Genomic DNA, 20,587 nt, shown 5'->3' on the forward strand with positions numbered 1-20,587 from the left:
CCGGTGCACCAGCAGCGCCGGGTCGTTCCGGTTCAGGTGGACCAAGTAGCGCGATCAGCAGGAACTGCGCGCAAACCGTCGTGAAAGCCCTCGTGCCCACGAGCCCGAGCAGCGCTCAGAGGTAGTCGAAGAAGCGGTCCCACCAGGACGGTGGGCGCTCGGCCGGGTAGAGGGCGTCGAAACCGCTGATCCCGGTGTACTTCGTCCACAGCGGATGTTCGGAGACGGGCAGGTAGCCGAGTGCTTCCAGCTCGTCTTCGATCCGTCTTCGGTCCTGGAGCGGGAAAAGCTCCCGCTCCTCGTCCTCGTCGTAGCTGCCGGGATTTCCCAGTGTCACCGCCGTGAGACCGCCGAAGTTGCTGACGGTGACCGTCAGATGGTCTGGTGCCGAGGTCGCGCTCGCCGGGATCACGATCCTGCCGAGGTGGCTGGCGTCCTGCACTCGGCGATCCACCGAGCACGAACAGCCGAACCGCAGGTTCAGCCGGTCGGCGAGCCGCTCGAATCGTGCCCGCGAGGCCGGTCTGTCGAAGTCGTGTGGTACCTCCCAATGGTCGGGTTCGTCCAGCTCCCGGAGTAAAGCCCAGGTCTGCTGTTCGTCGAGGGGCATCGTCGCCTCCCGGCATCGGGTGGTCTAGTCCACTTATCGAAACGACCTTAACCAGCCCGATCCCGCGCGGACAATGGTGGGACGAATTTTAGTCCGAAGAAGTTTTGCGAGAGACCATCCTGATGTCGCTTGACAGCCGTGCGAGTGCCCGGACCGGAAGCGGCCCGGGCACCCGGATCTACAGCTTCTCGATCGCGGACTTGAAATCCGCCAGCGCCGCGCGATAAAAGCGGGGACCGTAGGAAACCCTGGCCACGCCGAGTTCCCGGAGTGTGGCCAGGTCCAGGTCCCCGCCGGTGTTGCCGTTCACCGGACACGCGAGTTCGATGACCAATGCGGCGAGGTCTTCCTTGCCGCGCACGCCGATCGGGTACACGCAATCGGCACCGGCGTCGCGATAGAGCCGCCCGCGCCGGATGGTTTCGGCGAGCCGGTCGGGTTCGGGAATCCCGGCGTCGCCGAGGAAGGCATCGACGCGGGCGTTGACGACGATCTGGACGCCCGCGTCCGCCGCCGCGGCCCGGATGTCCGCGAGCCGCTGAGCGTGTTCGTCCGCGTCGACCAGTCCGCCTCCCCGGTGATCGGTGTCCTCCAAATTGCAGCCGACGGCGCCGGTCTCCAGCAGCCGGTCCACGAATTCCCGTGGTGCCAGGCCGTAACCCGCCTCCGCGTCCACCGTGACCGGCACGGAGACCGCGTGAGCGACCCGGCCCGCCGCCGCGAACATCTCCTGCCACGGCGCGCCTTCGCCGTCGGGAAAGCCGAGCATCGCCGAGACGGCGGCGCTGGCGGTGGCGATCGCGGGGAATCCCGCCTCCGCCACGACCTCGGCGCTCGCCGCGTCCCAGACGTTCGGCAGTACCAGCATCTCCCCACTGTGCAGACCACGCAGTGTTTCGGCTCTTGCCGTCAGATCGGTCATCGGTCTCCTCCTCGATCGGTACCGGACAAGACGGGGGCCCGCGGTGCGTCGGCCGGTCGCCTGCCCGGCATACCCAGTGCGACCAGCATGCCGGTGAACGCGAACGCGACGACAGCGGCCATCGCCGCGGTGAAGCCGTCGCCGAATTCCGCCGCCGAGACATGGCTTCCGGCACCGGAGAAGACGGCGACGGTGACCGCCACGCCGAACACCCCGCCGAAGATCCGCAACATCATGAACACGCCCGACGCCTTGCCGATTTCGGGTGGCAGGACGGCCGCGACGACCGACCGCTGCGCGGCGGGCATGGCCGAGGTGACCCCGACACCGCTGAGGATCAGGCCAGGCAGGAGGGCCGGGTAGCTCGTACCGGGACCGGCGACGAAGACGATCCAGCTCATGCCGATGGTCTGGAGCAGCAGGCCGGCGGCCACGAACGTGCGTGCGCTGTACTTGTCCGCCAGCCTTCCGGCGATCGGCGCGCAGATCATCAGCGTCGCTGTCCACGGCATCATGCGCAGGCCTGCCCCGAACGGCCCGGACCCCTGCGCGATCTGGAAATACTGCGGCAGGAAGAACAACGTGCCGTACAGCGAGGCGAAAACGCAGAAGTTCGCCGCGTTGGCCGTGGCGAACGCCCGTAGCCGGAAGAACCGCATCGGCAGCATCGGCGCTTCACTGTGGCGTTCCCAGAACACGAAGGCAATCACGAGCACGACGCCGAGAATCAGCGCGCCCAGCACCTCCGCGCTGCCCCAGCCCGCGAGATTCCCGCGGACCAGGCCCCAGACGAGGCCGAGCGAACCCAGCGTCACCAGGACGACGCCGACCTGGTCGAGCCGGATGTTCGGGCCGGCGCTCTCGTCGACGCGCCGGAGCGTGAGCAGCACGGCGACCACGCCGATCGGCAGGTTGAGCCAGAAAATCCCTTGCCAGGCCAGCCCTTCGGCGATCGCGCCGCCGATGAACGGGCCGCTGAACGTCGCCACGCCGGTGAGCCCGAGATAGAGCCCCATCGCCTTGCCCCGCCGCTCCGGCGGGAAGATCGCGCTGATCAGGGTGAGCGAAAGCGGCAGCACCATCGCGGCACCCGCGCCCTGCACCGCCCGCGCCGCGATCAGCGTCCCGATGTCCGCGGACAGCGCGCACGCCACCGAGGCCAGGGTGAACACCACGAGCCCGGTGACGAAGATCCTGCGGCGGCCGAACCGGTCACCGAGTGCCGCGCCGGTCAGCAGCAGGACCGCGAAGGTCAGATTGTAGGAGTTGACCGTCCATTCGAGTTCTTCGATCGAGGCGGCCAGATCCCGCCGGATCGTCCCCAGCGCCGTCGTGACGACTTGGCTGTCCAGCGCCATCATGAACGACGCCAGTGAGGCGAGCCCCAGTACCCATACCTGTTTGGGCGTCAAGTTTTCTCCTTGGGTGGAAGTGTTTTCGGGCATGACCGGGGCACCCGCCCGGCCGGGCGTGGCTTCGGTGGGAGGAAGGGATCAGCCGCGCAGCGAGCGGGGCAGCCCGAACGCGGTCAGCAACGAGTTGTCCAGGAACCGGGTCACCGCGGTGATCCGGTCGCCCGCGAGTTCCAGCACGAGGACCCCGTGCGCGTGGCAGATCGGCGTCCGCGGATCGCGGAGATAGCAGCCGAACGCGGGCTGCCCGTTCGCGCGGGTCGGGATCAGCGAATACCGGCGGCCGTCGCGGAGGGCGACCGTGGCCAGGAAGTGCCCGACGGCGTCCGGCCCCTGGTACTCCAGCGGAAGCGGTGGCATGGTCAGCCACGCGTCGTCGGTCAGCAGGGCCACGATGGCCTCGACGTCACCGGCCTCGAAAGCATGAGTGAACTCGTCGACGATCCGGCGTTCGCGCGGTGAATCCGGCAGGGGAGCGGTCTCCCTGCCGCCGTCCGGCATCTCCTTGGCCAGCGCGGTGCGTGCCCGGTTGAGCGCGCTGGTCACGGCGTTCTCGCTGGTGTCGAGGATTCCCGCCACCTCGGCGGCGCGGAACCCCAGGACGTCCCGCAGGACGAGTACCGCCCGTTGCTTCGGCGGCAGTTGCTGCAGCGCCGCGAGGAACGCCAGCGAGATCGACTCCCTGGCCTCGTAGCGGGCTTCCGGGCCGGGGACCTGGTCGGCGATCTCGTCGAGCAGGAGATCGGGGTAAGGCTCCAGCCAGCTCGGTTCCGGGCGGCGGCGTGACGGCTCGGGCAACGGGACCTCCGATCGGTAGGCCGCGTGCTCCCGCGGGCGGCGGCCGTCCGCCCGCAGCGCGTTGAGGCAGCGGTTGGTCGCGATCCGATACAGCCAGGTCCGCACGGACGCGCGTTCCTCGTACGCGCCGATCCCGCGCCACGCCGCCAGCAAGGTCTCCTGCAGCAGGTCCTCGGCGTCCTGCACCGAGCCGAGGATGCGGTAGCAGTGCACCTGCAGCTCACGGCGGTACGGCGTGACGAGGTCGCGGAACGCCTCGTCGTCACCGGCCTTCGCCAGCGTCAGCAGCTCGTCCACCCGCATACCCGGCTCCTTCCTCCAGTGGTCCTTCTCGGAGGTACTGACACCGCCGATGCCGGAAACTGGTCGGCCCTCGCCGAGTCTCCTCCGGTTTTTCGCGGAAAACCGGTTCCCGGTCCATTTCGGAGTGGCTACACTCCCCACGAACCACACCACGACGAGGAGAGGACAAGGACCGTGCGTCATCACCACGCCGTCGTCGTCCCCTCTGCTCGTTACGAGGTGATCCTGGTGTCTCCGGCTACCCGGTGCCTGCCGCGCGGCTCGCACCGGAACCCGTGACGGACGCCTGAACTTTTCGCGCCGCTTTTTCCGTTGTACAGCAACGGAAAAGGCGTTTGTTCGCGTTCGCCGGAATCGCGCCCGTCGGAGTTTCCGGAGATCACCCGAAAGGCCCGCGCCATGCGCACCTTCCCGCTGTCCAACGTCCGCAACCTCGGCATCCTCGCCCACGTCGACGCGGGCAAGACCACCCTCACCGAACGGATCCTGTACGTCACCGGCACCACCTACAAACGGGGTGAGGTGCACGACGGCACGACCGTGACCGATTTCGATTCCCAGGAGCGCGACCGTGGTATCACCATTTTCGCCGCCGCCGTCAGCTGCACTTGGGACGGCCATCGCGTCAACCTGATCGACACCCCCGGCCACGTCGACTTCTCCGACGAGGTCGAGCGGTCGCTGCGTGTCCTCGACGGCGCGATCGCGGTGTTCGACGGCGTCGCCGGGGTCGAACCGCAGAGCGAATCGGTATGGCGGCAGGCCGACCGGCACCGCGTACCGCGGATCGCGTTCGTCAACAAACTCGACCGCGCCGGCGCCGATCTGGACGCGGCGGTGGAGTCCATCCGGGAGCGGCTGCATCCGCGTCCGCTGGTGGTCCAGTTGCCGATCGGGGCGGAAGACGGCTTCGTCGGTGTCGTCGACCTGCTCCGCATGCGGTCGCTCGTCTGGGCCGACGGTGCCGAAACGGCCGAGGAAGGGCCGGTTCCGGAGTCCCTTGTGGACGAAGCGAACCGGCGACGCGGGCTGCTCGACGAAGCGGTGGCGGAACTCCACCCGGCGGCGCTGGAGGAGTTCTGCGAGACGTCGACGGTCTCGGCGGAGACGCTGGCCTCGGCGCTGCGCGAGCTGACCCGGACCGGCGACGGCGTCGTGGTGCTGTGTGGTTCGGCCTACCGCGACCGCGGTGTCGAGCCGTTGCTGGAAGCCGTGGTGGCCTACTTGCCTTCGCCGTCGGATGTCCCACCGGTACGAGGTGAGTACGAGGGCACGGCACAGGAGCGGCCCGCCGATCCGTCGGCGCCGTTCGCGGCGCTGGTGTTCAAGGTGAACGCGACCGCCACCGGGCGGCTGACGTACCTGCGGGTGTATTCGGGCACGATCCGGACTTCGGAGGCGGTGATGGACGTGGGTACCGGGCGCACCGAACGCGTCGGCCGCATCCTGCGGGTCCAGGCGGACCGGCATACCCGGGTGGACAGTGCCATCGCGGGCGACATCGTCGCGGTGGTCGGGCTGAAGTCGGCCCGCCCCGGTGCGACCCTGTGCACGCCGTCGGCTCCGCTCCTGCTCGAACCGCCCGTCGTCGCCGATCCGGTGGTGTCGGTCGCTGTCGAGGCACGCACGGGTACCGACACCGAGCGCCTGCTCTCGGCACTGGCGCGGCTGATCGAGGAGGATCCGTCGCTGGTGATCCGGACCGATCGCGAGACCGGCCAGACCCTGCTTTCGGGGATGGGCGAACTGCATCTGGAGGTGGCGGTGGAGAAGATCCGCCGCGACCACGGGCTGGACGTCGGCGTCGGACGGCCTCGCGTGGCCTATCGCGAGACGGTGGCCCGAGGCGTGTCCGGTTTCGTCTACCGGCATGTCAAACAGGACGGCGGCGCCGGGCAGTTCGCCCACGTCGTCATCGACACGGAACCCTTGGCGGAAGGGGAGTTCGACTTCCGGTCCACTGTGGTCGGTGGCCGGGTGCCGCAGGAGTACGTCCGCGCGGTCGAAGCGGGCTGCCGGGACGCGCTGGCCGAGGGACCGCTCGGCGGGCATCCGGTGACCGGCGTACGCGTGACGCTGTCCGACGGGGCCACCCATTCGAAGGACTCGTCGGAGATGGCGTTCCGCACGGCAGGCCGGTTCGCGCTCCGCGAGGCGTTGCGTGCCGGTGTGATGACGCTGCTGGAGCCGGTCGTCGAGGTCACGGTCACCGTGCCGGAAAGCGTGGTCGGCGTGGTACTCGGTGACCTCGCCGCCCGGCGCGGCCGCGTGCTGGGTTCGACGACGCGCGCGGGCACGACCGTGGTCACCGCGACCGTGCCGCTGGCCGAACTGTTCGGCTACGCGACCCGGCTGCGGAGCCGCACGCAAGGCCGGGGCACGTTCACCGCCCGGCCGACCGGATACGCCCCGGCACCGGAGTCGCAAGTGGTCCGGTAGTACGACGATGGCCCGCCCACCACGTGGTGGGCGGGCCATCGCCCGAACCGCCGCCGTCCCGGCGATCGGGCACCGGGACGGCGGCCGTCTTCAGCCCGTCACGCCGGATGAGGCGGACGGCAGTTCTGCCGCGGCAGCGGCTGCGTTCCGTTGGTGTACACGCCGTCCGCGATCGTGTCTTCCATGATCGAGCGATTGTCCGCGGGACGCGCCCACTGGTAGCACCAGTGCTGCGCGTAGTACCCGCCCGGAGCTTCGAACGTGTCGAAGTGGCAGACGCCATCGGTCTCGATGCAGTAGCGGATGAACGGGATGCCGCCGAAATCGGTGCGGCCCGGGCCGAACGAGACGTAGCCGCCGAACGGCGACGGCGCCCCGGTGCCCGGCGGGAGTACCGCGCTGATCCCGCGTCCCGGCGGACCGACCGGCTGCATTGGATCCGCGAAGATCTTCGCGCTGAACCGGGACTTGTCCACGCCAAGGTTCCCGTCGGCGATGTCGTTCAGCACGCGGTTCGCGACCAGTGCGCCCTGCGAGTAGCCGACGACGGTGAACTCCGCGCCCGGGTTCTCGGCGAACGAGCTCTGCACCACGCGACGAGCCTCTTCGTGCCCACGCGCGACACTCTGGTCCATCGGGGTCTGGTCGCAGTTGGGCAGCCCGGCGGCACCGGCCGGGTAGTGGACCACCTTCCGGATCCCGCCCCGCAACCAGGCGTCGTTGTACACGGTCGCGGCACCGTCGCAGGTGCCGCCGATGAGGATGTAGTAGCGCGCTTGGTCGGCCTGGGCGGCGGGCGCGACGGCGCCGATCAGCCCGGTGGCCAGCGCGGCCGCCAGCAGGACCCCCCTGAGTTTCTTCACATCACTGTCCCTTCGTTCGACTACGGTGCGTGTCGGAACGTTAGGGATGCGTCATGAAATTTTGATGAAACCCGCCGTCAGGCCCAACGCGCTGGGCTGAACACCTCAATGCGAGAGCACGTTCACGACATGGCCGTCGGGGTCGCGGACGAAGAACCGCCGCACGCCCCACGGTTCGTCGGTCAGTTCGTGCACGATCTCCGCACCGGACGCCTTCGCCTCCGCGTACGCCGCGTCGACGTCCTCGACCTGGATCGAGGCCACCGGCACGACGGGACCTGTCTCGTCATGCGTCATCAGGCTCAGCTGGACCGCGGGCCGCGCTGGATCGGCCAGTGTCACGATCCAGCCGTGGTCCATCACCACCTCGAAGCCGAGCACTCGCTCATAGAACGCTTTCGCCTGCTCCAGCGACTTGCTTTCCAGATTCGGAACCACCCGCGTGATCGTCATGCGCTGATCCTGGCACAGCGATACGACGTTTCCAGGGCAGCAGGAGCGGCGTCGCCAGGATGAGCACCCCGGCGATCCCGACCGCGGTCCGGGGCCCGACGACGGCGGCGAGCAGGCCCCACAGCGCGGTCAAGGCCGCGGTGGTGAGCTTGCCGGCGATCGACCAGGCGGACAACGTGCGGGCCGCCCGGTCGAAGGGCACCTGTTCGAGCCTGGTGGTGGCGAGCACCGGGTTGAACACGCCGATGCAGGTGATCAAGGCGAATTCCACGACGACGACCAGCACCAGACCCGAAACCCCGGGATGGATGAACACCAGGCCGACCGGCCAGCAGACACGCAACGTACCCGCGACGAGCAGGACCTTCTCCCGTCCGAACCGGGGGACCACCCGGCGGGACAGACGTGCCCCGATCAGCCCGCCGAGGCAGGGGATGGCGAAGGCGAGCGCGTACTCCCACGGTGTGAAGCCGAGCTGGCCGAGCATCATGACGGCCAGCAGCGGCGCGGTCGCCATGATCAGGCCGCTGACCACGATCGTGTTCGTGAACAAGGGGCGCAGCAACGGGTGGGTGAGGATGAAACGCCACCCTTCGCGCAGGTCGCGGCCGCTCAGCCGGGGGCCGTCCGGCCGCGCGGGTGTCGGTTCGGAGCCGCCGACGGCCCGGATCCCGATGGCGGACAGCAGGTAGCTGACCGCGTCGGCGGCGATCGTCGTCACCGGCCCGAACAAGCCGACGGCGAACCCGCCGAGTGGCGGTCCGAGTACGGTCGCGGTCCAGGTGGTGGATTCGAACCGGGCGTTCGCGACGAGCAGGTCCTCCCTCGGCAGCAGTGTTTTCAGGAAGGCGCCGCTCGCGGCCATGAACGTGATGTCGGCCGCGGCGACGACGACCGACACGGCGAGAAGCTGGCCGAAACCGAGCCACCCCAGCGCGTACGTCACCGGGATGGTCAGCAGCGCCCCGAACCGGATCAGGTCCATCCCGATCATCACGGGCCGTTTGCGGCGGAACTCCACCCACGGCCCGAGTGGCAGCGCGACCACCGCCCCGACCACGAGACCGGCCGCCGCGAGCAGCGAGACCTCGGTCGCGCCCGCGCCGAGCACGACGATGGCGATGAGGCTGAACGCGTCGAACGCGAACCTCGTGCCGAACGCGCTCGCCGCGTACGCGGCCCATAACCATCCGAATCGTCGCCCCAGCGATCTCCCACCCACCGCGAGATCAAAGCAAGCCGCGGCTCCCAAGTCGAACAACGGGTCGTTGCCGGGTCACAACCACGGGTTGTACGCCCTAAAGGTCTCCGAGCGCGGTCACCGGCGATTCGACGCAGTCGGCGACGAACCGCAGGAAGCCACCGGCGGTCCCGCCGTCGCACACCCGGTGGTCGAACGCCAGCGTCAGCTCACAGACCTTCCGAGGGACGAGCGCGCCGTCGACGACCCAAGCGCGATCGATGATCCGGCCGATACCGAGGATCGCCGCCTCCGGGTGGTTGATGATCGCGGCGGAGCCGTCCACCCCGAACACGCCGTAGTTGTTCACCGTGAACGTGCCACCCGCCGGGCCGGGTTTGCCTTCCCGCGCCTGTGCGGCCCGTTCGCCGATCGCGGCCGAAAGCTCCCTTGTGGACAGTGAACCCGCGTCGCGGACGACCGGCACGACGAGACCGCGGTCGGTCTGCGCCGCGAACCCGAGGTTGATGTCCCGCAGCTGGACGATCTCGTCGCCCTCGACCCGGGAGTTCAGCTCGGGGTACTTTTTCAGGCCCGCGACGGTGAACCGGGCGATCAGGCCGAGAAGACTCACCGGGCGATCCGGCACGGAAGCGTTGAGGGACTTCCTCGCCGCGACGAGTTCGGTGGCGTCGACGTCGACCCACACCGTGGCCTCGGGGATCTGACGCCGGGAGGCCGTCAGCTTGTCGGCGACGGCTTTGCGAATCCCGGTCAGCGGGATGCGTGTCTCGCCGTCACGCGGTGCGGGGACGGCGGTCAGCACGGCCTCGACGTCGGCACGCCGGATGATGCCGCCGGGCCCGCTCCCGGTGAGCTTCGTCAGGTCGATCTTGTTGTCGACGGCCATCTTGCGGACGAACGGCGAGATCACGCCCGGCGCCTTCGACGGCTTCCCGGGAGTGGTGACGACGGCGGTACGCGTCCGGCGGCGCCGTGTCGTGGTCGTGGTCCCGTAGCCGATGAGGACGTTGCCGCTGCCCTCGCTCGCGGTCGTCACGCCGGGCTCGGTGAACCCGGGGCCGATGGTGAGCAGGGGAGCCCCGACCGGCAGCGACTGGCCGGGCTCGCCGTGGAGGCGGGTGACGACGCCGGCGAACGGCACGGGCACCTCGACGGCGGCCTTCGCGGTCTCGACCTCGACGACCGGCTGGTCGACGTCGACAGTGTCGCCCTCCGCGACGAGCCAGTTCACGATGGAGGCCTCGGTCAGTCCCTCGCCGAGGTCCGGGAGCAGGAAGTCAGGCACCGGCCACCGCCGGTTCGTCGTTCCACTGCAGGCGGGCGATGGTGTCCAGGATCCGGTCGACGTCCGGCAGCTGGTGACGTTCCAGTTTCGGTGGCGGGTAAGGGATGTCGAGCCCGGTGACCCGCAGCACGGGCGCGTGCAACTGGTGGAAGCACTGCTCGGTCACCCGCGCGACCACCTCGGCACCGTAGCCGCCGAATCCGGCGGCTTCGTGGACGACGACAGCGCGTCCGGTGCGTCGCACCGAGGCGGTGACGGTCTCGTCGTCGAACGGGTTCAGGGAACGCAGGTCGACGACCTCGACGTCCCAGCCCTCGGCGGTCGCGGCCTCCGCGGTCTCCAAGGCGGTGGCGAGCATCGGGCCGTAGGCGATCAGCGTGACGTCCTTGCCTTCGCGGCGCACGACCGCGCGGTCCATGGCCGCGCCGTCGCGGGTGAACGAGACGGACTCCTTGGCCCAGTACCGGCATTTGGGTTCGAGGAAGATCACCGGATCCGGTGAGTCGATCGAGTCCCGCAGGAGGTCGTAGGCGTCCTGCGGGGTGCCGGGCGTGACGACGCGGAGGCCGGGGGTGTGGGTGTAGTAAGCCTCGCTCGAATCGCAGTGGTGCTCGACTCCGCCGATCCCGCCGGCGTACGGGATGCGGATGACCATCGACAGCGAAAGGGCGCCACGGGTGCGGTTCCGGAGTTTCGCGACGTGCGAGGTGATCTGCTCGAACGCGGGGTAGGCGAAGGCGTCGAACTGCATTTCGACCACCGGCCGGAAACCACCCATCGCCATGCCGACCGCGAAGCCGACGATGCCGGACTCGGCCAGCGGTGTGTCGAAACAGCGGTCTTCACCGAAGTCGGCGGTGATGCCATCGGTCACCCGGAAGACGCCGCCGAGCGGGCCGACGTCCTCGCCGAAGATCAGCACGCGGTCATCGTCCTTGACGGCGTCGCGCAGGGCGGCGTTGAGGGCCTGCGCCATCGAGATCTCGGTCATCAGGCCTCCAGTGCTTCGAGTTCGGCGGCGACCTGGGCGCGCTGGGCGGCCAGGTGACGGGTCGGCTCGGCGTAGACGTGCTCGAACAGGGAGAGCGGGTCGGGCTCGACGTCGGCGTTGAGGGTGTCGCGCACGCCGGCCGCGAAGGTCTCGGCCTCGGCATGGAAACGTTCGATGTCCTGTTCGGACAACAGGTTCTCGTTCGTCAGATAGGTCTCCAGGCGGCGGACCGGGTCGGCCGCCCGCCACTTCTCGACCTCGGCCGAGTCCCGGTAGCGGGTCGCGTCGTCGGCGTTGGTGTGGGCGTCGATCCGGTAGGTGTGGGCCTCGACCAGCACCGGCCCGCGACCGGCCCGCGCGTGTGCGACGGCGTCGTCCAGCACCGAAAGCACGGCGACCGCGTCGTTGCCGTCGACCTGCTCCGACCGGACGCCATAACCGACGCCCTTGTAGGCCAGCGCGGGCGCGGCGCTCTGCTTCTCGAACGGCACCGAGATCGCGAAACCGTTGTTCTGCACGAAAAAGACCGCAGGCGCCTTGAAAACGGCCGCGAAGTTGAGCGCCTCGTGGAAGTCGCCCTCGCTCGTGGCGCCGTCACCGATCAGCGCGAACGCGACGGCCTCTTCGCCGCGGCGTCGCATCGCGTGCGCGAGCCCGGCCGCGTGCAAGGTCTGGGTCGCCAGCGGTGTGCACTGAGGAGCGACGCGAGTCTTGGCGGGGTCGTAACCGCAGTGCGCGTCGCCGCGGAGCAGCGTCAGGATCTCGCCCGGTTCGAGGCCGCGGGCGACCAGTGCGACCGAGTCGCGATAGGTGGGGAAGAGCCAGTCGGCCTCGGTGAGCGTCAGCGCGCTCGCGACCTGGCAGGCCTCTTGGCCCGCACTCGACGGGTAGACCGCGAGCCGGCCCTGTTTGGTGAGCGCGGTCGCCTGGACGTCGAACCGGCGGCCCAGCACCATCAGCCGGTACGCCTCGACAAGCCGCTCGGCGGGCGGCTCGGTGTAGCCGCCGTGTTCGTCGACGCGTGTGCCGTCCTCGGCGAGGAATCGCACCGGGACCGGGGACGGCAGCAACGCGGCGGCAGGAGTCTCCCGCGGCATGACGCAGCACCACCTTTCGCAGACATATGATGCTGAGATGGTCGTTTCTGGAGTCCCAGTGTTCAAGAGGCAGGCGAAATGAGCGACAAACTGTCTTCAGAATCGGTTCAGCCAGGCCAGACGTCCTCAAGTGGCGTGGCTCACGGTTCGCATCCGGGACGAACGGTCCTTGCCCTGGACGACATCGACCGTGCCATCCTCGCCGAGCTCACCGCGGACGGCAGGATCGCCGTCCGCGCGCTGGCGGAACGGCTGCACATCTCGCGCACCAACGCCTACGCGAGGCTGGACCGGCTGATGTCCGAAGGCGTCATCACCGGCTTCGGCGCCCGGATCGACCCGCGGCGGGCCGGATTGGGGACGAGCGCGTACATCTTGATCACCGTCGAGCAGACGTCATGGCGCACGATGTCCGCCGAACTGCGGGAGATCCCGTACGTCGAGCATGTGTCACTGGTCGGCGGCGACTTCGACATCCTGCTGCTGGTGCGGACGCCGGACAACGCGTCGCTGCGGGACGTCGTCCTGGAACGCCTGCAGGCACTGGACGGCGTGCGCTCCACGCGGACCTGGCTGATCTTCGAAGAGCAGGCAGGCGCCGCGTCCGGCGCGCGCGATCAGTGCCCGGTTCCTCCGGACCGCAGCCGGTGACCGTGTGGATTTTGACGCGTTGGACGAGCCAGAATCCACACAGTCCCGCATGTGCGGTTCGCAATGGGGGTCGTGAGTGATGCTCGGCCTTGTCTATGAAGGATTTGGGACACTCACCGTCCCAAATCCTTCATAGACGCGGACAGCTTCCTCCGGACCGACCACCTACCACGCAACCTTTGGCTTACCCCTCAAAATGCTTCGCCCTCAGGCTTCCGGGATCCGTGGAGAGAACGCATGAGCGATGTGGGCGCCGTAGGTGTAACGCCTTCCGCTCTCACGCCGAATACAGGCGACCACGACGGTGGAGGCGGAGGAATCATGGCTCGCGTACTGCTCATGATGTCGGCCGTCGTGTTCTTCTTCGGAGCGATGGGTTGCGCGGCTCCGGAACCGCCGGCGCGCCCGCCTGTCACGGTCACGGCCAGCGCGGAGCCGACGACCGTCACGCCGACCACAGAGGCGACCACGACGGTCGTCGCCACCTCGACCCCGGCCGCGCCCACCACGACCAAGGCGTCCGTCACGACCAAGACCAAGGACAAGCGGATCCAGGCCGAGCAGCGCGAGGCGGCCTGCCGCAAGGATGAGAACCAGTGCTACGAGCCGGGGACGAACATCAAGTGCCAGACAGGTGGTTGCGTCAACGCGGCGCGAGGGATGACGCGGCGGGACGTCGAGACGGAGCGCGACAAGTGGCTGCGACAGCATCCGGGGTGGTGTGCCGCGGGCGAGACGGGGGCGGTGGGGCCCTGTTGACGGAGCCAGCGCCGTCAAGTCCATTCGGGTGATAACGGTTCGGCATTCGCGGTATCTGCCGTACTCCCTCTTGACACCTCCCTACGATCGCGGCGACTGGGTGGAGGAATGCGGTGACGGTGGAGGGCGCGGGTCAGGACTACCTGACGCGACAGATCGGGGCGCTGCTCGAAGCAATTCGCGCGGAGGGGCCGGTCGGTGAGGGCAGACGCAGTTTCCGGCTGGCCGGGCACCTCGCCGCCGAGGGCGGGTTCCACCTCGGCGACATCATGGCGGCGACCGCCCAGTTGCTGGCGGTGCACGCCTGGAACAACGGTTACCTCGGCGCGGCCGAGCTGCTGACCCGTCGTATGCGGGACTTCGGCGCCGAGTCGGTCGAACTGGTCCGGTACCTCGTGCGGCTGGAAACCGGCTGCGAGCAGGGTTGGCTCCCGCATGCGGATCGTGACGAACTGATCGCGTACGCCCGGCGCGTCCAGCGTGCGGACATCGAGGAGCGTGCGCAGGCGATCGAGCCGTCGTTGCCAGGGGTCACCGACCCCGAGCGTCCCGATCGGATGGCCAGTGAGTCGTGAGATAGTGCTCGGGATCCGCGAGGACGCCGCGGATCACGGATCCGGCCGCACCGCGCACGGCGGCGCCGGTGCCGAGCGGCGAACGCAGGATCCGCACGGGCGACCACGCCGTGCTGGGCACGCGGCGCTCCAGTTCGGCGAGAAGTGGTTCACGCAGCCAAGGTTCGAGCCGGGCGTAGGTTCCGCCGAGCACCACGGCCGGGACGTCCATCAGATTGACCACAGTGGACAGTCCGACGCCTAGGTGACCCGCGGCGGTGGACACCGCGGAAAGGGCCGCGCCGGATCCGGATTCCAGCGCGGACACGAGGTCGTCCACGGTCGCGGCACCGGAAAGCCGCAGGATCTCCTCCTGGCCCGCCATCCGTTCCAGGCAGCCGTTCGCGCCGCAGGAGCACGGCGGTCCGCCCGGCGCCACGGGCAGATGGCCGATCTCGCCGCCCGCGCCGCGCACGCCTTCGAACAGGGCGCGCTCCAGCACGATCCCCGCGCCGATCCCGATCTCCCCGGACACGTGGACGAAATCGGGCAGCGCCGTGCCGTGCCAGAGTTCGGCGAGCGCGGCGAAGTTCGCTTCGTTGCCGACGGTGAAAGCTTCGCCGAGCCGGTCCGCGAGATCGACGTCGCGCCAGCCAAGGTTGGGTGCCAGCCGGACAAGTCCGGATTCGACCAGGCCCGGAACGGCGACGCCGACACCGCAGACGGAGACGCCCAGCGCCTCCGCCCGCTTCCGTGCCTTGCGCAGGAACGCCGACACGCGGTGGAAAACCTGCGGCGTCCGGTTGTCGGCGTAGCGGACTTCCTCGAACCGGACGGTGCCGTTCAAATCGACAAGGCAGGACGCCAGGTAGTCGACGCCGATCTCGATGCCGAGCCCGTGCGGTCCACTGGGGGAGAGGGAGACGACGGTGCCGCGCCGCCCGGGGCCGACCCGTTGTTCCGGCTCGCCTTCGGCCACCAAATCCGCGGCGATCAGCCTGTCGACGACGCTCGACACGGTGGCCTTCGTCAGCCCGGTCGCGGTGGAAAGCCCCGCTCGTGACGTTCCGGGCCCGTCCGCGATCGCGCCGAGGACGAGGGCGGAGTTGTGCTGTCGCACGGTGTGCTGTCCCGCCGGGCGTGTGCCGATCATCGCGCGATTGTATTCGTTCGATGCCTGAACGAAAGCCTTGACCCGGCCGGGTGCCCGTCGATAAGTTCAGGCATCAAACTAATTCGTGGAGGCGTGATGTCCCAGGCACCGACGCGTGCGGACAAGTTCAGCTTCGGCCTGTGGACCGTTGGCTGGCAGGCGAACGACATGTTCGGTTCGGCCAGCCGGGCCCCGCTCGACGCGGTCGAGGCCGTGCACCGCCTCTCCGACCTCGGCGCCTGGGGGATCACCTTCCACGACGACGACCTCATCCCGTTCGGCTCGGCCGACGCCGAGCGCGCGCGGCATCTGAAGCGGTTCCAGGGCGCGCTCGCCGAAACCGGCCTCGTGGTGCCGATGGTGACCACGAATTTGTTCAGCCACCCCGTCTTCAAGGACGGCGGCCTGACCAGCAACGACCGCTCGGTCCGGCGATACGCCCTGCGCAAGGTGCTGCGGAATCTCGACCTCGCCGCCGAACTCGGGGCGTCGACCTTCGTGCTCTGGGGTGGCCGCGAAGGCAGCGAGACCGACGCCGCGAAGGACGTCCGCGCGGCCATGGACCGCTACCGCGAGGGCATCGACTTCCTCGCCCAGTACGTGATCGACCAGGGTTACGGTCTCCGGCTCGCCCTCGAACCGAAGCCGAACGAGCCGCGCGGCGACATCCTGCTGCCGACCGTCGGGCACGCGCTCGCGTTCATCTCGACACTGCGGAACCACGAGATCGTGGGCGTGAACCCGGAGGTCGGGCACGAGCAGATGGCCGGGCTCAACATCGTCCACGGCATCGGGCAGGCGCTGTGGCAGGGCAAGCTGTTCCACATCGACCTCAACGGCCAGCGCGGCCCGAGGTTCGACCAGGACCTCGTCTTCGGCCATGGCGACGTGCTGTCGTCGTTCTTCCTGGTCGACCTGCTGGAGCACGGCGGCTACGACGGGCCGCGTCATTTCGACTACAAGCCCCTGCGCACGGAGAACATGGACGGCGTCTGGGCCAGCGCCGAGGCCAATATGGCCAGCTACCTGCTGTTCGCCGAACGCGCCCGTGCCTTCCGGGCCGACCCCGAGGTGCGGGCCGCCCTGGACGCGGCCCTCGTGCCCGAACTGGCCGAGCCGACACTCAACGACGGCGAAACCGCGGCCGACCTGCTTGCCGACCGTTCGGCTTTCGAGGACTTCGACCCGGACAAGGCGGCCGAACGCGGCTACGGCTTCGTCCGCTTGTCACAGCTGGCTCTGGAACACCTCACCGGGGCGCGCTAGAACCCGGTCAAGTTTCGACCGGACGACGCTACCGTGTCAGGCGACTTCCGGTTCGACGTCGAGAAACGCCGCTTCCAGCCGTCGGATCCTGGCCCAGAACTCGGTCTCCCGGCCGGGTTCGAGGACGCCGAGATGCCCGCCGGGGACGACGCGGCCCACGAATGGACCGGACGTCCACACCCGCCAACCGCCGGTGGCGTCGTCGCCCGAGGTGAACGCGGGGTCGTCGGTGCCGCGCGTCGCCGCGATCGGGCAGGAGAGCCGGGTCCGCGTGGGTCCGCGGTAGGCGTTCAGCAACTGGAGATCGCCGAGCAGCAGGTCCAGCGCGTACTCCCAGCTTTCGGGGGAGTCGCGGTAGCCCGCGACCGGGGTGAGGCCGTCGCGGCCGAACACCCGTCCCATCGCCGAGGCGCCCGCCTTCGCGTTCTTCTCCGGCGTGCGCCGCTGCGGGGCGCACGCGTCCACGACGATCAACGCGCTCGGCGCGGCATCGAGCCGCTGAGCCATCTCCAGTGCGACGAAGGCACCCATGCCGAAACCGATCACCGTGGTGCGGGAGAACCAGTCCCGTGTCGTTTCGACGGCGAGCCGCGCGGCGAGGTCTTCGATGCTCGTGGCAGGCGCCTCGACGAGCCGCTCCCCGTGCGCGGGATATTCGATGCCCCAGACGTCCGTGCCTGCCGCGGCGGCGAGCGATTCGAACGTCCGCGAGGTGCCTCCGGCAGGGGGAACAAGCAGGTAGCCGCGCCCATTCTTGTCCGATGTGGACAGTGAGATGAGTGTGGCCGTCATGATCGGAAAGATACGCGCCGTCAACCCGAGCGGGGTGCCGGTTTGGTGCGATCAAGATCATTTCCCCCGATCGGGGAGGTTCGCCCGAAAGGTCACCCGCGATGTCGTATCCGGCGTCCGCCGTTCGACGTCCTGTTAAGAGCCGGAAGGAGAAAGCGATGAACACCACGACACTGGCCTCCACCACGCGGCTGAACCCGGTGGGCCGCACACTGCCGGTTCTGCTGGCGATGGAGGACGACGCCGAAGACGTCGGCCGCCTGTCCCCGGACGACCGCCTGACCTGTCACGTGCACGGACGCTGGATCCACCAGTGCGTCGCGTCCCCGCTGCACGTCAACCCGATCACCCGGCATCGCTGGTGCCGACCTTGCGGGACCGCGTTGATCGTATCCGTCGACGAACTCTCCGGTGACGTCACGATGTATTGCCCCCGGTGTGGCCACGGCGAAAGTGCCGCTTCGGCCCGGCTGATCGCCGCTTGCCGGACGAGTCTGGCAGCAGCCCGCGGCGGCCCGGCCGTGCACGCGGCCTAGGCCGCGGCCCGAAGGACACGGTCGATGATCAAGTCGCGGTCTTCCGGCCGAAGGTAGAGATAGTGCCCGGCACCAGGCAGGACTTCGACGTCGGCTCGGGGAAGCAGGCTTTCGAGCCGCGCGGCGGCCGCGGCCGAATCGTGGACGACGCTGCGGCCGCCGAACAGGGCGAGCACGGGCACCTTGATGGACCTGAGTGCCGCGTCGTCCGGTGGTACCTGGAACGGCACCCGCGCCCGATACGACCGGATCCCGGCCAGAACCAGCCCGGGTGCGGCGTCGTCCATGATGTCCGCCCCCGCGGACCATTTCAGGAAACCGCGCCAGAGCCGGTCGCTGTCGAGCACGGCGGCGAAGGCGCCCCACCACATCACCTTCCGGGAGAACGGCGCCGACACCGTCGTCGCGTCCAGCAGGCCGAGGGAAGCGAGCCTGCCGGGTGCGTGGATCGCCTGGTTGACGGCGTGCCAGCCACCCGTCGAACCGCCAACGAGATGCACCGAAGTGAGTGCCAAGTTCGCCAAGACGTCGTCGAGTGCGACGACACGGTCACGAAGGTCCTTGAACGGCACCTTTTGCACGCTGCGGCCCGCTTCGCCGAGTGTGTCGATCGCGTAGACCGGATGGCGGTCGGCCAGCGCCGGAATCAACGCCGCGTAGCAGGCCGACGTCGCCATGAGCCCGGGCAGCAGCACGATCGGCGCACCCCCGGTTCCGTAGCGATAGACCCGGGTCGAGCCATGACGCGTCTCGACGTCGAAGACCGCGTCCGGCTCCGGGCAGTCGGCCATCGCGCGGTCGTAGGCGGCGAAATACCGCTCCTCGGCCGCCGGATTCCTGAATCCCCCAACACTTGGCATCGGTGAACGTCCTTTCTCTCGGGAGGAGGACGCTATGAAGAGCCCGCTCACGGGTCTTGAACGAAAGTAAGATGCCGGAATGGGCGGGTGGAGCATCGTGGTGCCGCGGCGGGAAATCGCCCGCGCGTCCGGGGAGCGAATCCTCCGGCTGCCCCATCCCGCCCTCGCCGCCCATGTCCTGAGCTACGTCGCGCACGACCTGCCCGACACCGGGCCGGTCTTTTGGCAGGTCACGCCGTTGTCCGTGCTCACCTGGGTGATCGACCTCGAAGCGCCGGTCCGTCGATCGGAGGACGAGGGCGTGGTCCCGGATTCACCGATACTGGGTTTGCGGGACCGGCCGCTGGTCATGGAGCAGTCCGGGGCCACGCGTGGCATCGCCGTCGCACTGACCCCGCTCGGCGCCTACGCGTTGTTCAGGAACCCGTTGCGGGAATTGGCGAATTCGGTGATCGACGGCTGGGAACCACTCCGCGCCGGCCCTTTGCTCGAAAGGCTCGCGGAGGCGCCGGACTGGCCGGGGCGTTTCCGGCTGTTGGACGAGTACCTCATGGCGAGACTGCCCCGCGGTCCGGAACTCGCCGCGCCCGTCCGGTACGCCTGGGACAGGCTTTCGGCGGGCCCGGTCCGCGTAGACGCGCTCGCGGAGGAGATCGGCTGGAGCCGCCAGCACCTCAAAGTCCGGTTCCGCGAGCAGATCGGGTTGAATCCCAAGACGGTCGGGCGGATAGCCCGGCTCAACCGCACCATGGAGTTGCTGAACCGGGTGTCGCCCCCTTCGTGGTCGGAGATCGCGTACCTGGGCGGCTACAGCGACCAGGCACACCTCATCCGCGATTTCCGCGCGCTGACCGGCTGCACCCCGACCGACGTCGGCAAGCCCGCCGGGTTATTTGTTGCGCCAGGTCACGGCACGTGACGCGGCGCTCTCGTAAGGCTGGTTCGTGTACGCCAGCGAGGTGATCGGGTCCGACGCGACACCGAAGTACAGGCGGCACCCCTCGAAGACCGCTCCCTTGGTCGAAAAGTCTTTCGGCGCGAACGACTGGTCCTCGCAGCCCGTGACGTCGTGCTTCCCCATGCCCAGCAGGGTTCCGGGGAAACCGCCGCTTTTGGTCGACGCGGTCAGGATCGGCGTGGTCACCTCGGCGAGGTTGATCCCGTCGACGTTCGTCAGCTTCTCTCGAACGAAGAAGAAATACTTGCCGCGCAGTTTGGCCTTGTCCTCTTCCTTGAGCGGTAGCTCGTCGATGTCGGCGTCGGGCGCTTTGACCGATTCCACGGTGACCGTCAGACCGACGACGCCCTTCGCGTAGTAGCTGTAGAACGGGATGATCGCTTGCTCGCCGAACTTCAGCTTCGTGCCGGGTTTGACCGTCTGGTCACTGACTTCCAGCGTGGGTGTGGTGGTCAGGTACGGCTTTTCGGTGGTCTTGGGCGCGCTGGATGGCGCCTCCCCGGACGTCGTGCTGCCGGCGGCCTTGACCTGGCCGGTCGCGTCTGGCGTCGTGCATCCGGCCAGCGTGGCGCCGAGCAGGACGGCGAAGATGGCATAACGAACTCTCGGACGTGTGGGCACGACCGATCTCCCCTCGATTTCAAATACGTGGAATTCCCCCGGCGATCACTCTAGACAACG

Annotated in this window: 21 protein-coding genes; 7 read left to right on the plus strand and 14 right to left on the minus strand. The window is 68.8% G+C overall.

What is annotated here, in order from left to right:
* Positions 1–115 precede the first annotated feature (115 nt).
* The 4 genes from AB0M65_RS03970 to AB0M65_RS03985 all read right to left on the minus strand — a co-directional run bounded on the left by AB0M65_RS03970 (position 116) and on the right by AB0M65_RS03985 (position 4,045).
* Positions 116–610 carry a hypothetical protein gene (locus AB0M65_RS03970; RefSeq protein ID WP_364020979.1) on the minus strand — a complete coding sequence of 165 codons (495 nt, stop codon included), beginning with the start codon at positions 608–610 and terminating at the stop codon, positions 116–118.
* A 178-nt stretch (positions 611–788) separates the two neighbouring features.
* Positions 789–1,532: an isocitrate lyase/phosphoenolpyruvate mutase family protein gene (locus tag AB0M65_RS03975; RefSeq protein WP_364020982.1), complete on the minus strand. Its 744-nt coding sequence runs from the start codon at positions 1,530–1,532 to the stop codon at positions 789–791.
* Positions 1,529–2,944 (minus strand): MFS transporter, encoded by a 1,416-nt coding sequence (locus tag AB0M65_RS03980; RefSeq protein ID WP_364020985.1) that lies wholly within the window; start codon positions 2,942–2,944, stop codon positions 1,529–1,531. The genes AB0M65_RS03975 and AB0M65_RS03980 overlap by 4 nt, the downstream gene beginning before the upstream one ends.
* An 81-nt stretch (positions 2,945–3,025) precedes the next feature.
* Positions 3,026–4,045, minus strand: coding sequence for a sigma-70 family RNA polymerase sigma factor (locus AB0M65_RS03985; RefSeq protein ID WP_364020987.1), 1,020 nt, complete (start codon positions 4,043–4,045; stop codon positions 3,026–3,028).
* A 399-nt stretch (positions 4,046–4,444) separates the two neighbouring features.
* Here AB0M65_RS03985 and fusA point away from each other — a divergent pair, with 399 nt between their 5' ends.
* The gene (fusA, locus tag AB0M65_RS03990) at positions 4,445–6,484 is read left to right on the plus strand and encodes an elongation factor G (protein WP_364020990.1); all 2,040 of its coding nucleotides are present in this window, start codon (positions 4,445–4,447) and stop codon (positions 6,482–6,484) included.
* A gap of 98 nt (positions 6,485–6,582) precedes the next feature.
* Here the strand turns inward: fusA and AB0M65_RS03995 are convergent, their stop codons facing one another.
* The 6 genes from AB0M65_RS03995 to pdhA all read right to left on the minus strand — a co-directional run bounded on the left by AB0M65_RS03995 (position 6,583) and on the right by pdhA (position 12,377).
* Positions 6,583–7,347: a PE-PPE domain-containing protein gene (locus AB0M65_RS03995; protein ID WP_364020993.1), complete on the minus strand. Its 765-nt coding sequence runs from the start codon at positions 7,345–7,347 to the stop codon at positions 6,583–6,585.
* Positions 7,348–7,452: 105 nt separating this feature from the next.
* Positions 7,453–7,800 carry a VOC family protein gene (locus AB0M65_RS04000; RefSeq protein WP_364020996.1) on the minus strand — a complete coding sequence of 116 codons (348 nt, stop codon included), beginning with the start codon at positions 7,798–7,800 and terminating at the stop codon, positions 7,453–7,455.
* A complete protein-coding gene (locus AB0M65_RS04005) occupies positions 7,733–9,022 on the minus strand; it encodes an MFS transporter (protein WP_364020999.1) in 1,290 nt (429 codons plus the stop codon). Before AB0M65_RS04005 ends, AB0M65_RS04000 begins: the two co-directional genes overlap by 68 nt.
* Before the next feature lie 76 nt (positions 9,023–9,098).
* Complete coding sequence (locus tag AB0M65_RS04010; RefSeq protein WP_364021002.1) at positions 9,099–10,289, minus strand: dihydrolipoamide acetyltransferase family protein; 1,191 nt, start codon at positions 10,287–10,289, stop codon at positions 9,099–9,101.
* Entirely contained in the window at positions 10,282–11,280 is a 999-nt protein-coding gene (locus AB0M65_RS04015; RefSeq protein ID WP_364021005.1) for an alpha-ketoacid dehydrogenase subunit beta, read from the minus strand. Before AB0M65_RS04015 ends, AB0M65_RS04010 begins: the two co-directional genes overlap by 8 nt.
* Complete coding sequence (gene pdhA / locus AB0M65_RS04020) at positions 11,280–12,377, minus strand: pyruvate dehydrogenase (acetyl-transferring) E1 component subunit alpha (protein ID WP_364021008.1); 1,098 nt, start codon at positions 12,375–12,377, stop codon at positions 11,280–11,282. Before pdhA ends, AB0M65_RS04015 begins: the two co-directional genes overlap by 1 nt.
* Before the next feature lie 135 nt (positions 12,378–12,512).
* Between pdhA and AB0M65_RS04025 the strand changes: the two genes are divergently transcribed.
* The 3 genes from AB0M65_RS04025 (at position 12,513) to AB0M65_RS04035 (ending at position 14,362) form a co-directional block, all read left to right on the plus strand.
* On the plus strand, positions 12,513–13,028 hold the full coding sequence (locus AB0M65_RS04025; RefSeq protein ID WP_364021178.1) for an Lrp/AsnC family transcriptional regulator: 516 nt from the start codon (positions 12,513–12,515) through the stop codon (positions 13,026–13,028).
* A 321-nt stretch (positions 13,029–13,349) separates the two neighbouring features.
* Positions 13,350–13,787, plus strand: coding sequence for a hypothetical protein (locus AB0M65_RS04030; protein WP_364021011.1), 438 nt, complete (start codon positions 13,350–13,352; stop codon positions 13,785–13,787).
* A 113-nt stretch (positions 13,788–13,900) separates the two neighbouring features.
* The gene (locus AB0M65_RS04035) at positions 13,901–14,362 is read left to right on the plus strand and encodes a hypothetical protein (protein ID WP_364021014.1); all 462 of its coding nucleotides are present in this window, start codon (positions 13,901–13,903) and stop codon (positions 14,360–14,362) included.
* Here AB0M65_RS04035 and AB0M65_RS04040 read toward each other — a convergent pair.
* The gene (locus tag AB0M65_RS04040; RefSeq protein ID WP_364021017.1) at positions 14,319–15,494 is read right to left on the minus strand and encodes an ROK family transcriptional regulator; all 1,176 of its coding nucleotides are present in this window, start codon (positions 15,492–15,494) and stop codon (positions 14,319–14,321) included. The two genes, AB0M65_RS04035 and AB0M65_RS04040, sit on opposite strands and share 44 nt — an antisense overlap.
* Before the next feature lie 96 nt (positions 15,495–15,590).
* Between AB0M65_RS04040 and xylA the strand changes: the two genes are divergently transcribed.
* A complete protein-coding gene (gene xylA, locus AB0M65_RS04045) occupies positions 15,591–16,760 on the plus strand; it encodes a xylose isomerase (RefSeq protein WP_364021020.1) in 1,170 nt (389 codons plus the stop codon).
* A gap of 36 nt (positions 16,761–16,796) precedes the next feature.
* On the opposite strand, the gene AB0M65_RS04050 is transcribed toward xylA, so the two are convergent.
* Positions 16,797–17,552 carry a thioesterase domain-containing protein gene (locus tag AB0M65_RS04050; protein WP_364021023.1) on the minus strand — a complete coding sequence of 252 codons (756 nt, stop codon included), beginning with the start codon at positions 17,550–17,552 and terminating at the stop codon, positions 16,797–16,799.
* 158 nt (positions 17,553–17,710) lie between these two features.
* Between AB0M65_RS04050 and AB0M65_RS04055 the strand changes: the two genes are divergently transcribed.
* On the plus strand, positions 17,711–18,088 hold the full coding sequence (locus AB0M65_RS04055) for a hypothetical protein (protein WP_364021026.1): 378 nt from the start codon (positions 17,711–17,713) through the stop codon (positions 18,086–18,088).
* Here the strand turns inward: AB0M65_RS04055 and AB0M65_RS04060 are convergent.
* Positions 18,085–18,948 carry an alpha/beta hydrolase gene (locus AB0M65_RS04060; RefSeq protein ID WP_364021029.1) on the minus strand — a complete coding sequence of 288 codons (864 nt, stop codon included), beginning with the start codon at positions 18,946–18,948 and terminating at the stop codon, positions 18,085–18,087. The two genes, AB0M65_RS04055 and AB0M65_RS04060, sit on opposite strands and share 4 nt — an antisense overlap.
* A 79-nt stretch (positions 18,949–19,027) precedes the next feature.
* Here AB0M65_RS04060 and AB0M65_RS04065 point away from each other — a divergent pair, with 79 nt between their 5' ends.
* The gene (locus AB0M65_RS04065) at positions 19,028–19,867 is read left to right on the plus strand and encodes an AraC family transcriptional regulator (protein ID WP_364021032.1); all 840 of its coding nucleotides are present in this window, start codon (positions 19,028–19,030) and stop codon (positions 19,865–19,867) included.
* Here the strand turns inward: AB0M65_RS04065 and AB0M65_RS04070 are convergent.
* Positions 19,838–20,527 (minus strand): hypothetical protein, encoded by a 690-nt coding sequence (locus tag AB0M65_RS04070; protein ID WP_364021034.1) that lies wholly within the window; start codon positions 20,525–20,527, stop codon positions 19,838–19,840. The genes AB0M65_RS04065 and AB0M65_RS04070 overlap by 30 nt on opposite strands.
* Positions 20,528–20,587 lie beyond the last annotated feature (60 nt).

The sequence above is a fragment of the Amycolatopsis sp. NPDC051071 genome (assembly GCF_040682875.1).
Taxonomy (GTDB): domain Bacteria; phylum Actinomycetota; class Actinomycetes; order Mycobacteriales; family Pseudonocardiaceae; genus Amycolatopsis.